This window comes from Streptomyces litmocidini (genome assembly GCF_014649755.1).
Lineage (GTDB): Bacteria > Actinomycetota > Actinomycetes > Streptomycetales > Streptomycetaceae > Streptomyces > Streptomyces litmocidini.
In genome coordinates this window covers 43,978-63,125 of the sequence record NZ_BMTQ01000009.1, presented here as the reverse complement: position 1 = coordinate 63,125, position 19,148 = coordinate 43,978, and the positions used below count along the sequence as shown (strand labels likewise).

The following is a 19,148-nucleotide window of genomic DNA, read 5'->3' as shown; positions in this document are numbered from 1 at the left end:
TGATTGCGTAAACATTTCGCATCGGCCAGCCTTCGCACAGGGTCGATTCTCGGCCTCAGGCCCCTTTCACCTCGCTCCCCGTCTCCCGACCGGTCGGTCACCGACGCTAGGACCAAGCCATGACGCTCCTGTCGACGTCAGCACGGGCGGTGCCACCGCCCCGCCGCGGATCCCGTTTCCGCCTCCGGAAGGAGGCCTGGGTGGGATGGGGTTTCGCCGGCCCGTTCGTCGGGGTCTTCGGTCTCGTGTTCCTCGCGCCGATCGGTTACGCCCTCTACCTGAGCCTGTTCCAGGACCGGCTCGTCGGCGGGACCGTGTTCGTCGGCCTCGACAACTACGGTGAGGCGCTCTCCGACCCCCGCTTCTGGGACGGACTGCTCCGCGTCGGGCTCTTCCTGCTGGTCCAGGTGCCGGTCATGCTCGGCATCGCCCTCCTCGCCGCCCTGGCCATCGACAGCGGCCGGCTCTACGGCAAGACCTTCTTCAGGGTCGCGATCTTCCTGCCGTACGCCGTGCCCGCCGTCGTCGCCGGCCTGATCTGGGGCTTCATGTACGGCACGCAGTTCGGCCTGGTCGGGAACGTCAACGACGCCTTCGGGACCTCGCTGCCCGATCCGCTCTCGCCGTCCCTGGTGCTGGCCTCCATCGGCAACATCGTCACCTGGGAGTTCGTCGGCTACAACATGCTGATCTTCTACTCCGCGCTCAAGGTCGTGCCCCGCTCGCTCTACGAGGCCGCGGCCATCGACGGCGCCGGCGAGTGGCGGGTGGTGCGCTCGGTCAAGCTCCCGGCCATCCGCAGCGCGCTGGTCATCGCCACGATCTTCTCGATCATCGGCAGCTTCCAGCTCTTCAACGAGCCCAGCATCCTGCAGAAGCTCGCACCCAACGCCATCACCAGCGACTTCACCCCCAACCTCTACACCTACTCGCTGTCCTTCTCGGGCCAGCAGCACAACTACGCGGCGACCGTGGCGATCGTGATGGGCGTCATCACCGCGATCATCGCCTACGCGGTCCAGCTGCGCGGCATGCGGAAGGGCTGAGCCGATGACCACCTCCCTGACCATGACGGCGGACACCGAAGCCGCCGTGGCCGGCCGGCCGGCCACGGCCGTCACGCCCGCCGCGCCCCGGCGCCGCAAGCGGCACCCGCACACCCCCCTGAACCCCCGCCCCAGCGTCCCGATGACGCTCGTCACCGGCCTGGTCCTCGTCTACACCCTGCTCCCGCTGGCCTGGCTGCTCATCAACGCCACCAAGGACCAGAAGGGCCTGCTCGACTCCTTCGGCCTGTGGTTCGCCGACGACACCCACTTCTGGGACAACATCGGCCGCACCCTCACCTACGACGACGGCGTCTTCGTCCGCTGGCTCCTCAACACCCTGCTGTACGTCGCCGCCGGCGCGGGCGGCGCCACGGTCCTCGCCGTCCTGGGCGGCTACGCCCTGGCCAAGTACGAGTTCCCCGGCCGCAAGGCCGTCTTCGCGGTCGTCATCGGCGCCGTGGCCGTGCCCGGCACCGCGCTCGCCGTCCCCACCTTCCTGATGTTCAGCTCCATGGGACTGACCAACACCCCCTGGGCCGTCATCATCCCCTCCCTGATCTCCCCCTTCGGCCTCTACCTCATGTGGGTCTTCGCCGCCGAGGCCGTCCCCACCGAACTCCTGGAGGCCGCCCGCATCGACGGCTCCGGCGAGCTGCGCACCTTCTTCACCATCGCCCTGCCCCTGCTCACTCCGGGCATCGTCACCGTCCTGCTGTTCTCCATGGTCGCGACCTGGAACAACTACTTCCTGCCGCTGATCATGATCAAGGACCCCGACTGGTACCCGCTGACCCTCGGGCTCAACGCCTGGAACGCCCAGGCCCAGACCGCCGGCGGCGAGGCCGTCTTCGACCTCATCATCACCGGCTCCCTGCTCACGATCGTCCCGATCGTGGCCGTCTTCCTCCTCCTCCAGCGGTACTGGCAGTCCGGCCTGGCCGCCGGCAGCGTCAAGGAATGACCGGCCGCCGAAAGCGCCGGGCGACGACCGCACCGTCCCGATCCACCCTTCTCCCGGAAGTTCCTCCCACCCGCACCCTCGACCAGGAGCACCTCCCATGCGCATCCACACCACCCGCAGACTGCTCGGCGCGATCGCCGCTGTCGCCACGCTCACGCTGACCGCCACCGCCTGCGGCTCCGACGCCTCGGACACGGGGGCCGGCGACAGCGGTCCGAAGGACGTCGACGCCGCGTTGGAGAAGGGCGGCAAGATCACCGTGTGGGCCTGGGAACCCACGCTCAAGAAGGTCGCGGAGGACTTCGAGAAGAAGTACCCCAAGGTCGACGTCGAGCTGGTCAACGCCGGCACCGGCGACAAGCAGTACACCGCCCTGCAGAACGCGATAGCCGCCGGTTCCGGCGCCCCAGACGTCGCCCAGATCGAGTACTACGCCCTCGGCCAGTTCACCATCGGCAAGGCCGTCGCGGACCTCTCCCCCTACGGCGCGCAGAAGTACGGCACCAGCTTCACCGGCGGCCCCTGGAACGCGGTCACCGAGGACAAGGCGATCTACGCGCTGCCGATGGACTCCGGCCCGATGGCGCTCTTCTACAACAAGAAGGTGTTCGACAAGCACGGCATCAAGGTGCCGACCACCTGGGACGAGTACGTGGAGGCCGCCCGCGCCCTGCACAAGGCCGACCCCAAGATCTTCATCACCAACGACACCGGCGACGCCGGGGCCACCACCAGCATGATCTGGCAGGCCGGCGGCCGCCCCTACCAGAGCGACGGCACCGACGTCACCATCGACTTCGGCGACGAGGGCACCCAGAAGTACGCCGCCACCTGGCAGAAGCTCCTCGACGAGAAGCTCGTCGCGCCCGTCAGCTCCTGGAGCGACGCCTGGTACAAGGGGCTGGCCGACGGCTCCATCGCCACCCTCTCCATCGGCGCCTGGATGCCCGCCAACTTCACCTCGGGCGTCGCCTCCGCCTCCGGCGACTGGCGCGTCGCCCCGCTCCCGCAGTGGGCGAAGGGCGACAAGGTCAGCGCCGAGAACGGCGGCAGCTCCCTCGCCGTCCCGAAGGCCGCCAAGAACAAGGAGCTCGCCTACGCCTTCACCGAGTACGCCACCACAGGAGCCGGCGCGAGCGCCCGCGTCGCCGCGGGGGCCTTCCCCGCGACCCGCGCGGACCTGGAGTCGAAGGCGTTCCTCGACACCGAGTTCCCGTACTTCGGCGGCCAGCAGGCCAACCAGATCTTCGCCGAGTCCGCCCGCGACGTCGGCGCCGACTGGTCCTACCTGCCCTTCCAGGTCTACGCGAACTCGATCTTCAACGACACCGTCGGCAAGGCCTACGTCTCCCCGACGAAGCTCTCCGACGGCCTGAAGGCCTGGCAGGACGCCAGCGTCAAGTACGGCAAGGACCAGGGCTTCACCGTCAACAAGTGACCCACGCGACGCGGGGGCGGAGCCGCATCGCGGTTCCGCCCCCGCACGCTTGCCGAAAGGGCTTGCCACACCCTTTGTGTTTGCGTAAACATACTGGAGTGGCTTCTCGGCCCCGCACGACCCTTCACCTACAGGAGCACACAGCGCATGCCCGATCTCCAGATAGACAAGGCCGGATTCCTCCTCGACGGCCGGCCCTTCCGCTTCCTGTCCGGCGGGCTGCACTACTTCCGGGTCCACCCCGAGCAGTGGCAGGACCGGCTCCGCAAGGCCCGGCTCATGGGCCTCAACACCGTCGAGACCTACGTCCCCTGGAACCTGCACCAGCCGCGTCCCGACCGCTTCGTGATGGACGGCGGACTCGACCTGCCCCGCTTCCTCGACCTCGCCGCCGCCGAAGGACTGCACGTCCTGCTGCGGCCCGGCCCGTACATCTGCGCGGAGTGGGAGGGCGGCGGCCTGCCCTCGTGGCTGCTCACCGAACCGGACATCCGGCTGCGCTCCCGCGACCCCCGGTTCCTGGCGGCGGTGGACGACTTCTTCGACCGCCTGCTCACCCCCCTCCGGCCGTACCTCGCCTCACAGGGCGGTCCGGTCCTGGCCGTGCAGGTGGAGAACGAGTACGGGGCCTACGGCGACGACACCGCCTATCTGGAGCACATCGCCGGCTCGCTGCGCGCCCGCGGGGTCGACGTCCCCCTCTTCACCTGCGACCAGCCGGTCGACCTGGAGCGGGGCGCCCTGCCCGGCGCCCTCGCCACCGCCAACTTCGGCAGCCGCTCGGCCGAACACCTGACCGCCCTGCGCGCGCAGCGCCCCGAGGGGCCGCTGATGACGACGGAGTTCTGGATCGGCTGGTTCGACCGGTGGGGCGCGCGCCACGTGGTCCGCGACCCCGAGCACGCCGCCCGCGAGCTCGACGAGCTCCTCGCCACCGGCGCCTCGGTCAACTTCTACATGTTCCACGGCGGCACCAACTTCGGCTTCACCAACGGCGCCAACGACAAGCACACCTACCGGCCCACCGTGACGTCGTACGACTACGACGCCCCGCTCGACGAGGCCGGGGACCCGACGGAGAAGTACACCGCCTTCCGCGACACCATCGCCAAGTACGCGCCCGTGCCGGACGGCCCCGTCCCCTCCCCCGGCGCCAAACTCGCCGTCCCGGCGGTCGCGTTGACGGAGAGCGCCGAGCTCCTGCCGAGTGCGGCCGGGCTGGCGCCGCGGATCGACTCCCGACGGCCGCTGACCATGGAGGAGCTGGAGCAGGACTTCGGCTTCGTCCTGTACGAGACCGTCCTGCCCCTGCGCGGTCCCGTGCTGCTGGAGATCGAGCACGTCCGCGACCGCGCCCAGGTCTTCGTCGACGGGCAGCCGGCGGGCGTCCTGGAACGCGAGAACCACGAGCACGCCCTGGCCTTCACCGTTCCCCGGGCCGGCAGCGTGCTCTCGATCCTGGTGGAGAACCAGGGCCGGGTGAACTACGGAGAGGGCATCCACGACCGCAAGGGCCTGCTCGGCGAGGTCCTCATCGACGGCGTCGAGCCGACGGCCTGGACGAACCGGCCGCTTCCGCTCACCGCACTGGAGGACGTGCCCTTCACGACGACCACGACGACTCCCGTGGGCCCGGCCTTCCACCGGGGCGCCTTCGAGGTCACCGAGGCGGCCGACACCTTCCTGCACCTCGACGGCTGGACCAAGGGCAACGCCTGGGTCAACGGCTTCCCGCTCGGCCGCTACTGGTCCCGCGGCCCCCAGAAGTCGCTGTACGTCCCGGCTCCGGTCCTGCGTGCCGGCACGAACGAGATCGTCGTCCTGGAACTCCACGCCGGCCCCCGGAGCCGTACCGTCGACTTCCGCGACGCGCCCGACCTCGGCCCCACCGAGGAGTAGGAACCCCCGGTGACGCCGGGGCCCGGGCGCGTCCCCCGTGCGCCCGGGCCCCGGCTCCGTCCTTCCCCTCCTCTCCCCGGCCCTCCCACCCCGTGGGGAGGGTCTTCGCCGTCTCCGCGGGTTCGCGCGGTACGTGTACGCCGGGTCCAGCGGCCCGTGAGGGCCGTCGTGCCGGTCGGAGGGTGTCGTGCCACGTTTCTCGTGAAGGACGCCGACGGCACGCCGCGCTCCCGTCACGGGCGCGCCTTCGCCGGGCCTCCCGTGCGCGGCGGCGACCGGCGGTCCACGGCTCTCGACGCCGCGAGAGTGGCTCGCGGACCGACGGCTCCAGGGCGCCGCGGTGCGTACCGTGTACGCCGCCCCGTACGACGGGCCGACCGTCGAGGACGGCGACGGGCTCCGGCGACCCACCTCCCTGCGGAAGGCCCGCCGACCCGATCCGCTTCCCGCCGGACGGCACCGCCTCGGCAGCCGTTCCCGACGGTCGCCGGCACGCCGAGAGGCCCGCTCCCCTCAGGGGCGGGCCTCGTCCGGGGGTGCGGTCAGTGCGGGAGTCCGACGGCCCGTTCGCCGTTGCGGCGCTGCTGGATCACCACGGCGGTCACCAGGAGGGCGCCCTGGGCGACGTTCTGCCAGAAGGTGTTGATGCCCTGGACCGTGAGGCCGTTCTCCAGGGCTCCCAGCAGGGCGACGGCGAGCAGGGTGCCGCCGACGCCTCCCTTGCCGCCCTTGAGGGCGCAGCCGCCGAGCGCGGCGGCCGTGATGGCCTTGAGCTCCAGGCCTTCGCTGCCGGATACGGGCTGTCCGGAGCCGGTGCGGGCGGTGAGCAGGATGCCGGCGACGGCGGCGACGACGCCGATGAGGGCGTAGACGGCGACGAGGTACTTGTTGATGTTGATGCCGGCGAGGCGGGCGGCGGTGTCGTTGCCGCCGATCGCGTAGAGGTTGCGGCCGATGTCCGTGTACCTGAGCATCACGTGCACGGCGACGGCGACGGCGATGAGGATCCAGATCATCACCGGCAGACCGGCGACCTTCCCGCGCCCGAGGAACACGAAGACCGGGTCGTTGAGGACGTATCCCTGCGCGCGGCCGTCGGAGACCAGCTGGGCGACGCCCTTGTAGGCGGCGAGTCCGGCGAGGGTGGCGATGGTGGGGTTGACGCGTCCGTAGACGATCGCCACGCCGTTCACGATGCCGACGAGCACTCCTATGACGAGTGCGGCGCCCATGCCGAGGTACGGGTCGGACCCGGCCGAGGTGAAGGCCATCGCGCTGACCACGGAGGCCAGGCCCGCCTGCGAGCCGACGGAGATGTCGAGGCCGCCGCAGATGATGACGACGGTCTGGACGACGGCGAGAAGGCCGGTGATGGTGGCGGCCTCCGCGATGACCTGGATGTTGGACCAGCTCAGGTAGTTCTCGTTGAGGGCGCCGAACAGCCCGAGGACCACGACGAGCGCGCCGATGAGGCTGAGGTTCTGTCCGCCGAGGGCGGCCAGCGGCGAACGCGCGTGAGCCTTTTCCGGCGCCTTCCCGGTCTCGGCCGGGGAGGTGGTGGCGGTGGTCATCGGGGGCCTCCATGGGCGGAGTCGGTACGGGGCCGGTCGGCGGCCGGGGCGGGGGCGGCGTCCAGGGGGGCGAGGTCGTCGGCCATGGCGAGGTTGAGGATCGACTCCTCGGTCGCCTCGGTCCGGTCGAGTTCGCCGGTGATGCGGCCGTTCTGCATCACCACGACGCGGTCGGCGAGTCCGAGCACCTCGGGGAGTTCGGAGGAGATCACGAGCAGGGCGACGCCGTCCCGTGCCAGGTCGGCGATGATCCGGTAGATCTCCGCCTTGGCACCGATGTCGATGCCGCGGGTGGGCTCGTCGAGGATCAGGACCTTCGGCCGGCGCAGCAGCCACCGGGCGAGGACGACCTTCTGCTGGTTTCCGCCGGACAGCTTGCGCACCTCGTGCTCGATGGACGGGGTGCGCACCCTGAGCCGGTCGGAGAAGTCCTGGGCGACGGCCTTCTCCTGGCCGCTGCGGACGAAGCGCATCCGGCGCAGCCGCTCCAGGCTGACCAGGGAGGTGTTGTCACGGATGGAGCGTTGGAGGAAGAGGGCCTGGGCCTTGCGCTCCTCGGGGGCCAGGCCGATGCCGGCCCCGATGGCGTCCTTGGGGCTGCGCAGCCGCAGGGGCCGGCCGTCGAGGGTGATCCGTCCGGAGCGCAGGGGGCGGTCGCCGGCGAGGGCGAGGCCCAGTTCCGAACGCCCGGCGCCCATGAGGCCGGCGAGGGCGACGACTTCTCCGGCCCTGACTCGGAGGCTGATGTCGGTGACGTCGTCGGTGGTGACGCCGTCCAGTTCCAGGACGACCTCGTCCCGGGCGACGTCCTGCCGCACGAACAGCGAGGAGAGGTCACGGCCGACCATCATCCGCACGACTTCGCCCTCGGTGGTGTGCGCGGCGTCGAGGACGCCGGCGGAGGCGCCGTCGCGGAGCACCGCGATCCGGTCGGCGAGCCGGAAGATCTCCTTCATGCGGTGGGAGACGTAGATGATCGCGATGCCCTGGGCACGCAGCCGGCCGATCAGGGCGAACAGGGCCTCGGCCTCGTTCTCCGCGAGCGAGGAGGTCGGCTCGTCGAAGGCGATGACCTTGGCATCGCCGGTGAGGGCGCGCAGGATCTCCACCAACTGGCGCTGTGCGGGAGTCAGTTCGGAGCCGATCTGGTCGGGATCGATGACCTTCTCGAAGCCGAGCCGTGTCAGGTCCGCATGGATCCTGCGGCGCAGTTCGGCGCGGTCGAGGCGTCGGCCGGCCTTGCGGGGAAGGGATCCGGCGTAGACGTTCTCCGCGACGGAGACGTGCGGGATGATCTCCGGCTCCTGCGGGATGATGCGGATCCCGGCCTTGCGCGCGTCCTGCGGCGAGGCGAACGAGACCGGAGCACCGTCGAGGAGGACGCGTCCCTCGGTGGGCTGGTGGTCGCCGGTGAGGATCTTCAGCAGCGTGGACTTGCCCGCGCCGTTCTCGCCCATGAGGGCGGTGACCTGCCCCGGGGGGAAGGTCAGGGTGACGCCGCCCAGGGCCTGGACGGCCCCGAAGCGCTTGACGACGTTCTCGACGGCGACACCGGTGCCTGGGGCCGTCGGCGTGGGGGGGCGGGTGCCGGGTGTGGTCATGCTGGCCTCACGGACTGGAGGGACGGGGAGGGGCCGACGGAGTGCCGGGCGGCGGGAGGAGCCGGTGCGGCGAGCGGGACGGGTCGCCGCACCGGCGCCGAGGGACTGCGGCTCAGCCGCAGGTGACTCCGGCGGACTTCCAGGTGGAGGCGTCGACCATCGTGGTCGGGGCGAAGGCCTCCTTGGGGAAGGCCTTGCCGTTCTTGAGCTTGTCGTACATCGTCTGCACGGCCAGGGCGCCGACGTCCTTGCCGTTGATGAAGAGCGCGGCCTTCATTCCGGACGGCTTGCCGGAGCTCCAGTTCTTGCAGGCCAGGTAGGCGCCGAGGCCCACGCCGATCACGTCGTCGGCCTTGAAGCCGGCGTTCTCCAGTGCGGTCACCCCGCCCTGGACGTTCTCGTCGTTGCAGCCCCAGACCACCCAGTGCTTGACGCTCGGGTTGGCGGTGATCGTGGCCGCGATCTTGTCCTGTGCGCCGGTGGGGCTGTTGTCCGTGGGGACGTCGATGTTCTGCACCTCGGCGCCGGAGTTCGCGGCGAAGGCTTCCTTGGACGCCTTGACGCGGTCGGTGCAGACGGTCACGTCCTGCTTCCAGGCGGAGATGGTGCGGGTCTCCGCCGGGTTCCAGCCGGCCTTCTTGAACTCCGCGGCGGCGCGCTTGCCGACCTCGCCGCCCATCTGGGCACCGCTGAAGCCGATCCGGGGCACCAGGGCGTCGGCGGCACAGGAGGACGGGTCCGGTCCGGTCGTGCAGATCTGGTCGTCGGAGGTGAGCAGGGCGACCTTGGCGTCCTTGGCGATCTGGGCGACCTGGGGCCCGACGGCCGGGTCGGGGACGACGACGATCAGGCCGTTGCTCTTCTGCGAGATCGCCGACTGGGCCTCGCTGATGGTCTTGTTGGCGTCGGTGCCGAGGTTGACGACCTTCAGGTCGATGCCGAGCTCGTCCGCCTTGGCCTTGGCGCCGGCCGCCTCACCGACGAAGTACTCCTGGTCGCCCTGCTTCTGGAGGTAGGTCAGGGACATCTTGCCGTCGACCTCGGCGACGTCCCCGCCCGCCGGGCCGGCCGCCTGCCGGCCGCTGGAGCAGGAGGTCAGGGCGAGGACGGAGGCCAGGCCCAGGACGGCCACGGCCACTGGCCGCCGGTTGTGTTCAGTGAACATGTCATTCCCCTTGCTCGAACGGGCCGCACACGGCCGACCGGTGAGGCGCTGAATCAGGTGGTTCGCGGAGGGTCGTGGTGAGGGGGAGGGAACGACGGTTCCGGTCCTGTCCAACGACGGCGCGAGAGCGGGTGACTGGGTGCTTCCGGGGTGTCGAGGTCGCCGCAGTCAGTCGTCCGTCAACTCGATGCACCACAGAAAATCGCCATTTCCATCAAAAGTCAACAGAGCGTCCGGGAGGTTTCGGATCGATACGTCGCCGTTACCGAGGCGCACCACAAAGCTCTGACCACGCCAATCGCTTACTACGCGGGCAATCGTCCACCCGCCCGTCAAGATGTTGAAATTTGTTTGACTAGCTCCGAGGGCAGCCCGAAGGGCCCTCGGGCAGGACTTGGCGGCGCCGCCCACCCGAAGCCGGCCAGGGCGCCCGCCCGTCGCGCGCCACGCGGCCGCCGGGTCACAGGCCCCACTCGACGGACCGGGGCCCGGCCCCGGGGCGGCCCCATCGGTGTTTGCGCAAACAGTACTCTGGTGTCCGCCGGATTCAACAGCCCCGGGCGCGCCACCGCACACGGCCCCACCCCGGGGCGTCGACGCGCCCGACTCCCCTCGACGGCGCCCGGGACGCGGCCCGCCACGCACCGGGCAAGGGCGCGCCGCACCTGCGCGCAGCGGCGGGCACGGTCGCCCGGGTCCGGGCGGGCATGGACTCACCGCCGGCACTGCCGACGACGCTTCGAAGGACTCAAGGGGCTATTTACAAAGGTTTCAACGGATGGTTACGTTAACAACGAGCAAGGAGACTTCATATGCGCCACTTGAGGGCCCGTCCCTGCAGCCCGGATCCCGGCAGACTCTGCGAGGGCCCGGTGTGGGATCCCGCCGTACACGAGCTGTTGTGGGTCGACATCACCGCCGGCCTCATCCACCGCGGCAGCCTGGTCCCTTTCGCGGACGGCAGCGGTCTGCCCGACGTACTGCCGCACATCACGCTCGCCCCCGGCGGTCCGGTCGGCGCCGTCCTGCCGAGCCGCAGCGGTGCGCTGATCGCCCCGGTGTCCACGTCCGTCACGAGGATCGGCGACAGCGGCCGATTCGAGGAGATCGCCGCCCTGTCCCTCCCCCCGGACGGCATACGACGACGGTTCAACGACGCCGCGTGCGACCCCCGCGGGCGCCTTGTCGCCGGCACCATGGCGTACGACGCGACCGAGGGAGCGGGCTCCCTCTACCAGCTCGGCCCGGACGGCCTGCGGGTGCTGCTCGATTCCGTGACCATCTCCAACGGTCTCGGCTGGAGTCCCGACGGCTCCCTGATGTACTACGCCGACAGCCCGACCGGCCGTGTCGACGTGTTCGACTACGACCTCGCCACCGGCACTCCCAGCGGTCGCCGGCCCTTCGCCCCGATCGAAGGCGGCTTCCCGGACGGCCTGACCGTCGACCGCGAGGGCAACGTGTGGGTCGCGGTCTGGGGAGGGGGCCAGGTTCGCGCCTTCGCGCCCGACGGCACCTGCCACACCGTCGTGCACGTCGGCACCTCGCACGTGTCCAGCGTCGCCTTCGCCGGCCCCGCCCTCGACACCCTCGTGATCACGACGGCGACCGAAGAACTGACCCAGCAACAGCTGAACGAAGAACGCCACGCCGGACGGCTGTTCGTCTGCCGTCCGGGCATCGCCGGGCTTCCGGCCGTGCCGTTCGACGATCTCGTCCCCCAGGAAACGACATGACCACCACCCTCTCCGCCGCGCTCGCCGCCATGCCCGTCGTGGCGATCCTGCGCTCCAGTTCCGCCGACCGGTTCCCCGAAGTCGCCGACACCCTGCGCCGGGGCGGCATCCGCGCGATCGAGTTCACGCTCACCACCCCCGGGGTCCTCGCCGCCCTGCGCGAGTACACCCAGGACCTGCCCGACGGCCTCACGCTCGGCGCCGGCACGGTCACCACCCCGCGCGAGGCCGAGGCGGCGGTGGCCGCGGGCGCCGCGTACCTCATCACCCCGGCCACCCAGCCCGAGGTCATCGCCGAGGCCCGCCGGCTCGGAGTCCCGGTGCTGCCCGGCGCTCTCACCCCGACGGAGATCCTGACGGCGTGGCACGCGGGAGCCTCCATGGTGAAGCTGTTTCCCGCCGCCGTCGGAGGCCCGGAGTACCTCCGTGCCGTCCGTGCGCCGCTCCCCGGCATACCCCTCGTGCCCACCGGGGGCATCGGCCTCGACGACGCTCCCGGCTACCTCCGGGCAGGCGCCACCGCCCTCGGCATGGGCAGCCCCCTCGTCGGCGACGCCTGCGAGAGCGGCGACCTCTCCGCCCTCGCCGACCGCACGGCCCGGCTCGTCGATCTCGTGACGGGAGCACGCGGATGACCGCCCTGGTGACCCTGGGCGAGTCCATGGCCGTGGTCGCGGCGAGCACCCCCGGCCCCCTCGTGCCCGGGAAACCCGCCGGCCTGTCCTTCGCGGGTGCCGAGGCGACCGTCGCCATCGGAGTCAGCCGTCTCGGCCACTCCGCCACGTGGATCGGCAGGGTCGGCGCGGACGCCGCCGGCACGATGATCGTCCGCGGGCTGCGGGCGGAAGGTGTCGACGTGTCCCGCGTCCACGTCGAACCGGTCCTCCCCACCGGGCTGATGCTCCGCGAACGGCGGACGGCCGACCACACCCGCTCCGCCTACTACCGCCGCGGCCTCGCCGGCTCCCGCCTCGCGCCCGGCGACGTCGACGAACAGCTCGTCTCCTCGGCACGGCTGCTGCACATCACCGGCATCACCCCCGCTCTCGGCCGGACCGCCCGGGACGCCGTGCGCCACGCCGTGGACATCGCCCGTCAGGCCGGAGTCACCGTCTCCCTCGACGTCAACTACCGCGCGCTGCTGTGGTCCAGGGACGAAGCGGCCGACGAACTGGGCTTCCTCGTCCGGCAGGCCGACCTCGTCTTCGCCGGGCCCGAGGAGGCGCGGCTCCTCGTCGACGAGGCCCCCCCGGAGAAAACGGCGCAGGCGCTGACGGCACTCGGTCCGCAGCAGGCCGTCGTCAAGCTCGGCGCCGAGGGCGCGCTGGCGGCGATCGACGGAGTGGTCCTGGCCCAGCCACCCGTGCCGGTCACGGTCGTCGACCCGATCGGCGCGGGCGACGCCTTCGTCGCCGGGTACCTGGCGGCACACCTCGACGGCGCGTCACCGGCCGAACGGCTGCTCACCGCGGCGACCTGCGGTTCGTTCGCCGTGTCCGTCCAGGGCGATTGGGAGGGCCTCCCCCGCCGGGAGGAACTGTCCCTGCTCACCGGCGACGACGTCATCCGCTGATCCACCAGGAGAGCGAGCGGGCATCGCCCCCTCCCGGACTCGACCTGAAACGACAGGAATCACCCCCATGCAACGCTTCACCGGAAAGACCGCGGTGGTCACAGGCGCCGCCGGCGGCATCGGCGCGGCCACCGCGCTGAGGCTGGCCTCCGAAGGCGCCACCGTCATCCTCGCCGACATCGCCGACGCGGCCGGGGAGGCCGTCGTCGAGCGCATCGTGGCCGGTGGCGCGCGCGCCGCCTACGTCCACTGCGACGTCTCCTCCCCGGAGGGCTGGGAGCGGCTGCGCGACCGGACGCACGAGATCGCGGGCCCTGCCGACGTCGTGCACAACAACGCCTTCATCCATCTCCCCGGCGCCGCGCACGAATTGACCGGAGACGCCTGGGACCGGGAGATCTCGGTCAACCTCAAGGCCCTCTACCTCGCCGCCCGCACTTTTCTGGACGACCTGCGGTCCACGAAGGGCTGCTTCGTCGCGACCTCCAGCGTGCACGCCAACTTCGGCCTGCCCGGCAACCCCGCCTACGCGGCCGCGAAGGGCGGCATCTGCGCGCTGATCCGCCAGCTGGCCGTCGAGTACGGGCCCGATGTCCGGTTCAACTCCGTCCTGCCCGGCCCCATCCTCACCGACGTCTGGGAGGGGGTGAGCGAGGAGGACCAGCGGATGTCCGCCCGCGCCACCGCGCTCGACAGGCTCGGGGCGGCGGACGAAGTGGCCTCCGCGGTCGCCTTCCTGGCGTCCGCGGACGCCTCGTACATCACCGGCACCGACCTGCTCGTCGACGGCGGCTGGTCCGTCAAGAAGGAGTCGAAGTGAAGATCACCGCCCTGCGCACCTACCTCGTCGCCCCCCGCTGGTGCTTCCTGAAGATCGAGACCGACGAGGGCGTCACCGGCTGGGGAGAGCCCGTCGTCGAGGGCCGCGCCCACACCGTCGCCGCCGCCGTCGAGGAGCTCTCCGACTACCTGATCGGGCAGGACCCCCTGCGCATCGAGGACCACTGGCAGGTCCTCACCAAGGGCGGCTTCTACCGTGGCGGCCCGGTCCTCTCCAGCGCCGTGGCCGGCATCGACCAGGCCCTCTGGGACATCACCGGCAAGGCCCTCGGCGTCCCCGTCTGGCAGCTCCTCGGCGGCAACGTCCGCGACCGCGCCCGCGTGTACAGCTGGATCGGCGGAGACCGCCCCGACGAGGTCGTGGAGCAGGCCCTGGCCCGCAGGGCCGAGGGCTTCACCGCGATCAAGATGAACGCCTCGCCCCAGCTGGAGTTCATCGACACGCCCAAGGCCGTGCAGGGCATCGTCGACCGCGTCGCCTCCCTCCGCGAGGCCGTCGGCGACGAGTTCGACATCGCCGTGGACTTCCACGGCCGCCTCACCATTCCCATGGCCCGCCGGGTCCTGCCGCTCCTCGAGCCGTACCTGCCGTTCTTCGTCGAGGAACCGCTCGTACCAGAACTGAGCGAGCACATCGGCGATGTCGTCCGCTCCACCAGCATCCCCATCGCGACGGGCGAACGCCTCTACTCGCGCTGGGACTTCAAGAAGGTCCTCGGTTCGGGCGTGGCCGTCGCCCAGCCCGACCTCTCGCACGCCGGCGGCATCTCGGAGGTCCGCAGGATCGCCGCGATGGCCGAGGCGTACGACGTCTCCCTCGCCCCGCACTGCCCGCTGGGACCGATCGCGCTCGCCTCCTGCCTCCAGGTCGGCTTCGCCTCCCCCAACCTGCTCATCCAGGAGCAGAGCCTCGGCATCCACTACAACACCGGCTCCGACCTGCTCGACTACCTCGTCGACCCCTCGGTCTTCCGGTACGAGGACGGACACGTGGGCCTGCTCACGGAGCCCGGCCTCGGCATCGAAGTCGACGAGAAGGCCGTCGAGCGGGCCGCCGCGACGGGCCACCGCTGGCGCAACCCGATCTGGCGCCGGCGGGACGGGGCCCTGGCCGAATGGTGACAGCGCGGCGGAAGCAGGAAACGCGTGGATCCTGTACACGCCTTTCCTGCTTCCGCCGCGCAACCGATCCGACGGCGGCAGCCCGGTCGTGGGCCGGACCGTCGGCGGCGGGGACGGCCCGGGCCTCGGAAGCGAGACCCGGGCCGGTTGCTCACCGGCCGGGTCGGCGCCTCGTGCTCAGCGGTTGGGTTCCTGCATGGTGACGCAGTGGGCTCCGCCGCCGCCGTTGCCGTAGAGGTTGTCCAGGTCGAGCTGGACGACGCGGCGGCCGTAGGCGGCGGAGATCGCCGCCCTGGCCGCCTCGTCCTTGGCGGTGTCGCCGAACTGGGTGGTGATGATCGCCTGGTTGGTCACCGTCCAGTTCATGTAGGAGCTGAGGAAGTCCGCGCGCTTGCCCGCCGGGATGCGGGGCAGGGTGTCGGGGCCTTCGATGGTGAGGACCTGGAGACGGCGGCCCCTGGCGTCGGTCGCGTTCACCAGGACGTCGCGTACGGCCTGGGCGTTGGCGGTCCAGGCGTCGGGGCGTACGGCACCGGCCAGTTGGACCATCACCACGCCGGGCCTGATGTACCGGGCGGTGCCGTCGATGTGGCCGTCGGTGACGTCCTGGCCCGTGACGCCCGGGAGCCAGATCATCTTCGTGGCGCCGAAGCGGGACAGCAGTTCCGCCTCGATCCGGCTGCGGGACTTGCCGGGGTTGCGGTTGCTGTTGAGCCAGCAGCTCTCGGTCGCCATCAGGGTGCCGTCGCCGTCGTACTCGATGCCGCCGCCCTCCCCGACCACGGACGCCTTGGCGAAGGGGACGCCCGCGTAGGAGGCGACCCGGCCTGCCACCAGGCGGTCCTTGTCGTAGGCGGAGTAGGGGAGGCCGTAGAAGGTCGTGGCGTTCTCGCCCCAGGCGTTGAAGTTCAGGCCGAACGAGTCGAGGCCGCCGGCCCCGTCGACGCGGAACAGCGGGCCGGTGTCCCGCATCCAGCAGTCCGACACCGGGACGGAGCTGATCACCGTGACGGTGGAACCGCATGCCGTCCTGGCCTGCGAGGCGGCCGAGGAGCCGTCCGCGCACATGATCACCGGCTCGTACGCGGCGACCTCCTTGGCGAGCTTGGCGATGTCCGCCTGGATCTTGGACAGCAGGTTGCCCCAGATCGTGTAGCTGGACGGCCAGGCCATCCAGGTCCGCTTGTGCGGGGCGTCTTCACCGGGAACGCGCCAGGACGCGGCCATGGCCGGCTGGACGCCTCCGACGACCGGCCCCGCCGCCAGGGCGGCGGCAGCCGCTCCGGTCCGGGCCAGGAGGGTTCTGCGGCTGATGCCGGGGCGTTCGCCGTCGTGCTCTGACTTCACGTGGTGCTCCTTCTCCCGAAAGGTTCCGTACGTGCGAGCGCGGGGTGCTCAGTGGAGCGGTTCCAGCAGTCCCTCCTCCCGGACCATCCGGCGTTCGGTGGTCAGATCGAGGCTTCGGGCGAAGACCCGGTAGAGGACCCCCGATACCGGCAGGCCGACGAAGACCGAGCAGTCGACCCCGCCGAGGAACTCCGCGGCGGGCCCGACGAAGAGACCGGTGATGACCATGAAGGGGGCCATGCAGGCCAGGCCGATCACGTAGGCGAGGTTTCCGCGCCAGCCCCATCGGCCGTAGATGCCGTTCGGGTTGAAGATCTCCTTGACGACGTACTGGCCGCGCCGGACGAAGAAGAAGTCGACCAGGTTGATGGCCGTCCACGGGATGAACAGGTACGTCAGGACCACCACCACGTTGGCGAAGAACCAGTTGAACCGGTCGATGCCGACCAGGGTGGAGACCGTCCCGACGGCCACCAGCATGATCCCGATCGTCGCGACCCGGATCGCCCGCGTCGGTCTGACCGGCCGGAACGAGTCCACGATCGAGATCATGGTGAGGCTGCCGCCGTACTGGTTGATCGCCATGACGGAGAGCAGCCCGACGAGGAGGACGACGACCGCGACCGTGCCGAATCCGTCGAACAGCCGGTCGGCCGCGAGCCGCAGGGCGGTGACCGGGTCGGTGCCCTCGGGGGCGCCGGCCGAGACCAGCGCACCGAGGACGAACACCCAGATCCCGGAGACCGCGCTGGGCAGGTAGGTCCACCAGAAGGTGCTGCGGACCGGGACGTCGGGTCCGAGGTAGCGCGAGTAGTCCGAGACGTACGGCGCCCAGCCCAGCTGGAAGCCGGCGACGAAGACGAACACGAGCATGAAGGGGGCGAGTTCGAACGGGCCCGCGTTCCAGACGCCGTCCGGCAGTCCTCCGCCGAAGAGGGCGGATGCGGTGATCGTCGCGGTGATCACGACGAAGGGCCAGGTGAGCCACTTGTTGAGCCGGTGGATCCATTCGTATCCGAACAGTGCGATCACCGTCGCCACGGCGGCGGCGAGGAGATAGCCGAACCCGTTGGGGATCCCCGTGAGCAGGTTCATGGCCTGGCCGGACAGCAGGGCGTCGGAGGTGTTGAAGGCCACGTAGTTGACCAGGGCGAAGACCCATACGGTGAGCGCGGCACCCATGTAGCCGAACTGGGGGCGTGACTGGACCAGTTGGGGCAGTCCCAGCTGAAGGCCCTGCGCCGAGTGGAAGGCCATGAAGAACGTTCCGAAGAGCGAGCCGAGGACGGTGGCGACCACCGTCCAGACGAGCGAGGCCCCCATGGAGAGCGTCACGACGCCGGTCGCCAGGCCGGTGAGGTTGAGGCTGCCGACGAACCAGATGGCGCCGACGTTCGACGGTTCGCCGTGCCGTTCCGAGAGGGGCACCCAGTCGATCGAGTGCCGTTCGATGCCCGCCTGCGGTGCGGAGTCGTGCGTCTGCGAGACAACTGGCCCCATGTGGACTCCTGTTCAGGGGGTGTGTCCATGAGTCCGCACAGCGCCGCGTGGGACTCCGGCGCCGTGCGGTGCTGGGCGGTGCGGTGCTGGGCGGTGCGGTGCGGTGTGCTCACCTTAGGGATTGACTTAAATTTCAGTCAATGGCCGGGGCAGGGCCTTCCGGTACGGATTCTCTTCGGCCCCTCAGGCGACCGGCTGCTGCTGGGTGACGCAGTGGATGCCGCCGCCGCCCGTACCGAGGCGGTCGATGTCGAGCTGCTCGATGCGCCGGTCCGGGTACAGGCGGGTCAGGGTCGCCCGTGCGGCCTCGTCCGCCCTCCTGTCGCCGAACCGGGCGGAGACGACGGCGTCGTTGCAGAGGTAGAAGTTGGCGTACGAGGCGAGGAAGTCCCGGTCGGCGGAGCGGATCTTGTTGTAGTCCGGCCCCTGGAGCCGCATCACGTCCATCGCGCGGCCGGTGGAGGTCGTCGAGACCGAGAGGGTGTCGTACTGCCGGCGCGCGTCACGGGCGTAGGCGTCGTCGTCGGCGGCGATCGGCATCTGGACCAGGGCCTCGCCGGGTGAGAGGAAGCGGGAGGTGGCGTCGACGTGGTCGTCGGTGATGTCCTGGCCGCGGACGCCGTCGAACCAGATGACCTTGGACGCGCCGTACGCCTCGCACATCGCCCGCTCCAGCTCGCGCTCCGACATCCCGGGGTTGCGGTTGCGGTTCACGAGGCTGCTGCGGGTGGCCATGAGGGTGCCGGCGCCGTCCTGTTCGATGGCACCGCCCTCGCCGACCAGGTCGGCGTAGGTGAACGGCACGCCCACGTGCGCGGCGATCCGTTCGGCGACGAGGGCGTCCCTGGAATGGGTCTGCTTGCCGCCCCAGCCGTTGAAGTTGAGGCCGACGGTGTCGAGGCCGCCGTAGCCGTCGGTACGGAAGACCGGTCCCGTGTCGCGCATCCAGCAGTCGTCGACCGGGATCGAGCCGATGACGGTGACCGTGGGACCGCACATCGTGCGGGCCTTGGCGGCGCTGCCGGGGTTGGCGCACAGGACGACCTGTTCGTACTTCGCGACCGTACGGGCGATCAGCGCGATGTCGGCCTGTACGCCGCTCAGTTTGTTGCCCCAGATCGAGGTGCTGTCCGGCCATGCCATCCACGTACGGGTGTGGCGGACGTCCTCGGCCGGGACCCTGAAGGCGCCGGCGGCCGGGGCGGCTCCGGCGCGGCTCTGGACGGTCGTCGCGAGGGCGGCGCCGGCGGCGGTCAGGCCGGCCGCCGCGAGGAACCGGCGTCTGTTCAGGCCGGGCCCCGCGTGGCGGGCGACAGCGTGATGGTTCATGGTGGACCTCCCGTGTC

Annotated in this window: 15 protein-coding genes; 9 read left to right on the top strand and 6 right to left on the bottom strand. The window is 70.8% G+C overall.

The genetic code is table 11. The annotated features are described in order from the left end of the window. The first annotated feature begins 119 nt into the window (after positions 1-119). The 4 genes from IE180_RS20420 to IE180_RS20405 all read left to right on the top strand — a co-directional run bounded on the left by IE180_RS20420 (position 120) and on the right by IE180_RS20405 (position 5,347). The gene (locus IE180_RS20420) at positions 120-1,046 is read left to right on the top strand and encodes a carbohydrate ABC transporter permease (protein ID WP_190158352.1); all 927 of its coding nucleotides are present in this window, start codon (positions 120-122) and stop codon (positions 1,044-1,046) included. A 22-nt stretch (positions 1,047-1,068) separates the two neighbouring features. Next, positions 1,069-2,010 (top strand): carbohydrate ABC transporter permease, encoded by a 942-nt coding sequence (locus IE180_RS20415; protein ID WP_373302803.1) that lies wholly within the window; start codon positions 1,069-1,071, stop codon positions 2,008-2,010. Positions 2,011-2,107: 97 nt separating this feature from the next. After that, on the top strand, positions 2,108-3,448 hold the full coding sequence (locus IE180_RS20410; RefSeq protein ID WP_190158350.1) for an ABC transporter substrate-binding protein: 1,341 nt from the start codon (positions 2,108-2,110) through the stop codon (positions 3,446-3,448). A gap of 147 nt (positions 3,449-3,595) precedes the next feature. Further along, the gene (locus IE180_RS20405; RefSeq protein ID WP_190158349.1) at positions 3,596-5,347 is read left to right on the top strand and encodes a glycoside hydrolase family 35 protein; all 1,752 of its coding nucleotides are present in this window, start codon (positions 3,596-3,598) and stop codon (positions 5,345-5,347) included. Between the two features lie 542 nt (positions 5,348-5,889). Here IE180_RS20405 and IE180_RS20400 read toward each other — a convergent pair. The 3 genes from IE180_RS20400 to IE180_RS20390 form a co-directional block, all read right to left on the bottom strand. Further along, on the bottom strand, positions 5,890-6,918 hold the full coding sequence (locus IE180_RS20400) for an ABC transporter permease (protein WP_190158348.1): 1,029 nt from the start codon (positions 6,916-6,918) through the stop codon (positions 5,890-5,892). Continuing rightward, on the bottom strand, positions 6,915-8,519 hold the full coding sequence (locus tag IE180_RS20395; protein ID WP_190158347.1) for a sugar ABC transporter ATP-binding protein: 1,605 nt from the start codon (positions 8,517-8,519) through the stop codon (positions 6,915-6,917). The genes IE180_RS20400 and IE180_RS20395 overlap by 4 nt, the downstream gene beginning before the upstream one ends. Before the next feature lie 112 nt (positions 8,520-8,631). Next, positions 8,632-9,684, bottom strand: coding sequence for a substrate-binding domain-containing protein (locus tag IE180_RS20390; protein WP_190158346.1), 1,053 nt, complete (start codon positions 9,682-9,684; stop codon positions 8,632-8,634). Positions 9,685-10,496: 812 nt separating this feature from the next. Between IE180_RS20390 and IE180_RS20385 the strand changes: the two genes are divergently transcribed. The 5 genes from IE180_RS20385 (at position 10,497) to dgoD (ending at position 14,955) form a co-directional block, all read left to right on the top strand. Next, positions 10,497-11,420 (top strand): SMP-30/gluconolactonase/LRE family protein, encoded by a 924-nt coding sequence (locus IE180_RS20385; RefSeq protein ID WP_190158345.1) that lies wholly within the window; start codon positions 10,497-10,499, stop codon positions 11,418-11,420. After that, entirely contained in the window at positions 11,417-12,055 is a 639-nt protein-coding gene (locus IE180_RS20380) for a bifunctional 4-hydroxy-2-oxoglutarate aldolase/2-dehydro-3-deoxy-phosphogluconate aldolase (protein ID WP_190158344.1), read from the top strand. Before IE180_RS20385 ends, IE180_RS20380 begins: the two co-directional genes overlap by 4 nt. Continuing rightward, a complete protein-coding gene (locus IE180_RS20375) occupies positions 12,052-12,993 on the top strand; it encodes a sugar kinase (protein WP_190158343.1) in 942 nt (313 codons plus the stop codon). The genes IE180_RS20380 and IE180_RS20375 overlap by 4 nt, the downstream gene beginning before the upstream one ends. Positions 12,994-13,060: 67 nt before the next feature. After that, positions 13,061-13,813 carry an SDR family NAD(P)-dependent oxidoreductase gene (locus tag IE180_RS20370; RefSeq protein WP_190158342.1) on the top strand — a complete coding sequence of 251 codons (753 nt, stop codon included), beginning with the start codon at positions 13,061-13,063 and terminating at the stop codon, positions 13,811-13,813. Next, positions 13,810-14,955, top strand: coding sequence for a galactonate dehydratase (gene dgoD / locus IE180_RS20365; protein ID WP_190158341.1), 1,146 nt, complete (start codon positions 13,810-13,812; stop codon positions 14,953-14,955). Before IE180_RS20370 ends, dgoD begins: the two co-directional genes overlap by 4 nt. Before the next feature lie 177 nt (positions 14,956-15,132). Here the strand turns inward: dgoD and IE180_RS20360 are convergent, their stop codons facing one another. The 3 genes from IE180_RS20360 to IE180_RS20350 all read right to left on the bottom strand — a co-directional run bounded on the left by IE180_RS20360 (position 15,133) and on the right by IE180_RS20350 (position 19,131). After that, positions 15,133-16,302 (bottom strand): agmatine deiminase family protein, encoded by a 1,170-nt coding sequence (locus IE180_RS20360; RefSeq protein WP_190158340.1) that lies wholly within the window; start codon positions 16,300-16,302, stop codon positions 15,133-15,135. Positions 16,303-16,350: 48 nt separating this feature from the next. Next, positions 16,351-17,802 (bottom strand): purine-cytosine permease family protein, encoded by a 1,452-nt coding sequence (locus IE180_RS20355; RefSeq protein WP_190158339.1) that lies wholly within the window; start codon positions 17,800-17,802, stop codon positions 16,351-16,353. Between the two features lie 183 nt (positions 17,803-17,985). Then, complete coding sequence (locus IE180_RS20350; protein ID WP_190158338.1) at positions 17,986-19,131, bottom strand: agmatine deiminase family protein; 1,146 nt, start codon at positions 19,129-19,131, stop codon at positions 17,986-17,988. Positions 19,132-19,148 lie beyond the last annotated feature (17 nt).

Excerpts from the sequence above, each read along its gene's own strand:
- IE180_RS20385 (WP_190158345.1), top strand. The coding sequence starts at position 10,497 with ATGCGCCACTTGAGGGCCCGTCCCTGCAGCCCGGATCCCGGCAGACTC.
- IE180_RS20405 (WP_190158349.1), top strand. The coding sequence starts at position 3,596 with ATGCCCGATCTCCAGATAGACAAGGCCGGATTCCTCCTCGACGGCCGG.
- IE180_RS20410 (WP_190158350.1), top strand. The coding sequence starts at position 2,108 with ATGCGCATCCACACCACCCGCAGACTGCTCGGCGCGATCGCCGCTGTC.
- IE180_RS20380 (WP_190158344.1), top strand. The coding sequence starts at position 11,417 with ATGACCACCACCCTCTCCGCCGCGCTCGCCGCCATGCCCGTCGTGGCG.
- IE180_RS20420 (WP_190158352.1), top strand. The coding sequence starts at position 120 with ATGACGCTCCTGTCGACGTCAGCACGGGCGGTGCCACCGCCCCGCCGC.
- IE180_RS20350 (WP_190158338.1), bottom strand. The coding sequence starts at position 19,131 with ATGAACCATCACGCTGTCGCCCGCCACGCGGGGCCCGGCCTGAACAGA.
- IE180_RS20355 (WP_190158339.1), bottom strand. The coding sequence starts at position 17,802 with ATGGGGCCAGTTGTCTCGCAGACGCACGACTCCGCACCGCAGGCGGGC.
- IE180_RS20395 (WP_190158347.1), bottom strand. The coding sequence starts at position 8,519 with ATGACCACACCCGGCACCCGCCCCCCCACGCCGACGGCCCCAGGCACC.
- IE180_RS20390 (WP_190158346.1), bottom strand. The coding sequence starts at position 9,684 with ATGTTCACTGAACACAACCGGCGGCCAGTGGCCGTGGCCGTCCTGGGC.
- IE180_RS20400 (WP_190158348.1), bottom strand. The coding sequence starts at position 6,918 with ATGACCACCGCCACCACCTCCCCGGCCGAGACCGGGAAGGCGCCGGAA.
- IE180_RS20370 (WP_190158342.1), top strand. The coding sequence starts at position 13,061 with ATGCAACGCTTCACCGGAAAGACCGCGGTGGTCACAGGCGCCGCCGGC.
- IE180_RS20415 (WP_373302803.1), top strand. The coding sequence starts at position 1,069 with ATGACGGCGGACACCGAAGCCGCCGTGGCCGGCCGGCCGGCCACGGCC.
- IE180_RS20375 (WP_190158343.1), top strand. The coding sequence starts at position 12,052 with ATGACCGCCCTGGTGACCCTGGGCGAGTCCATGGCCGTGGTCGCGGCG.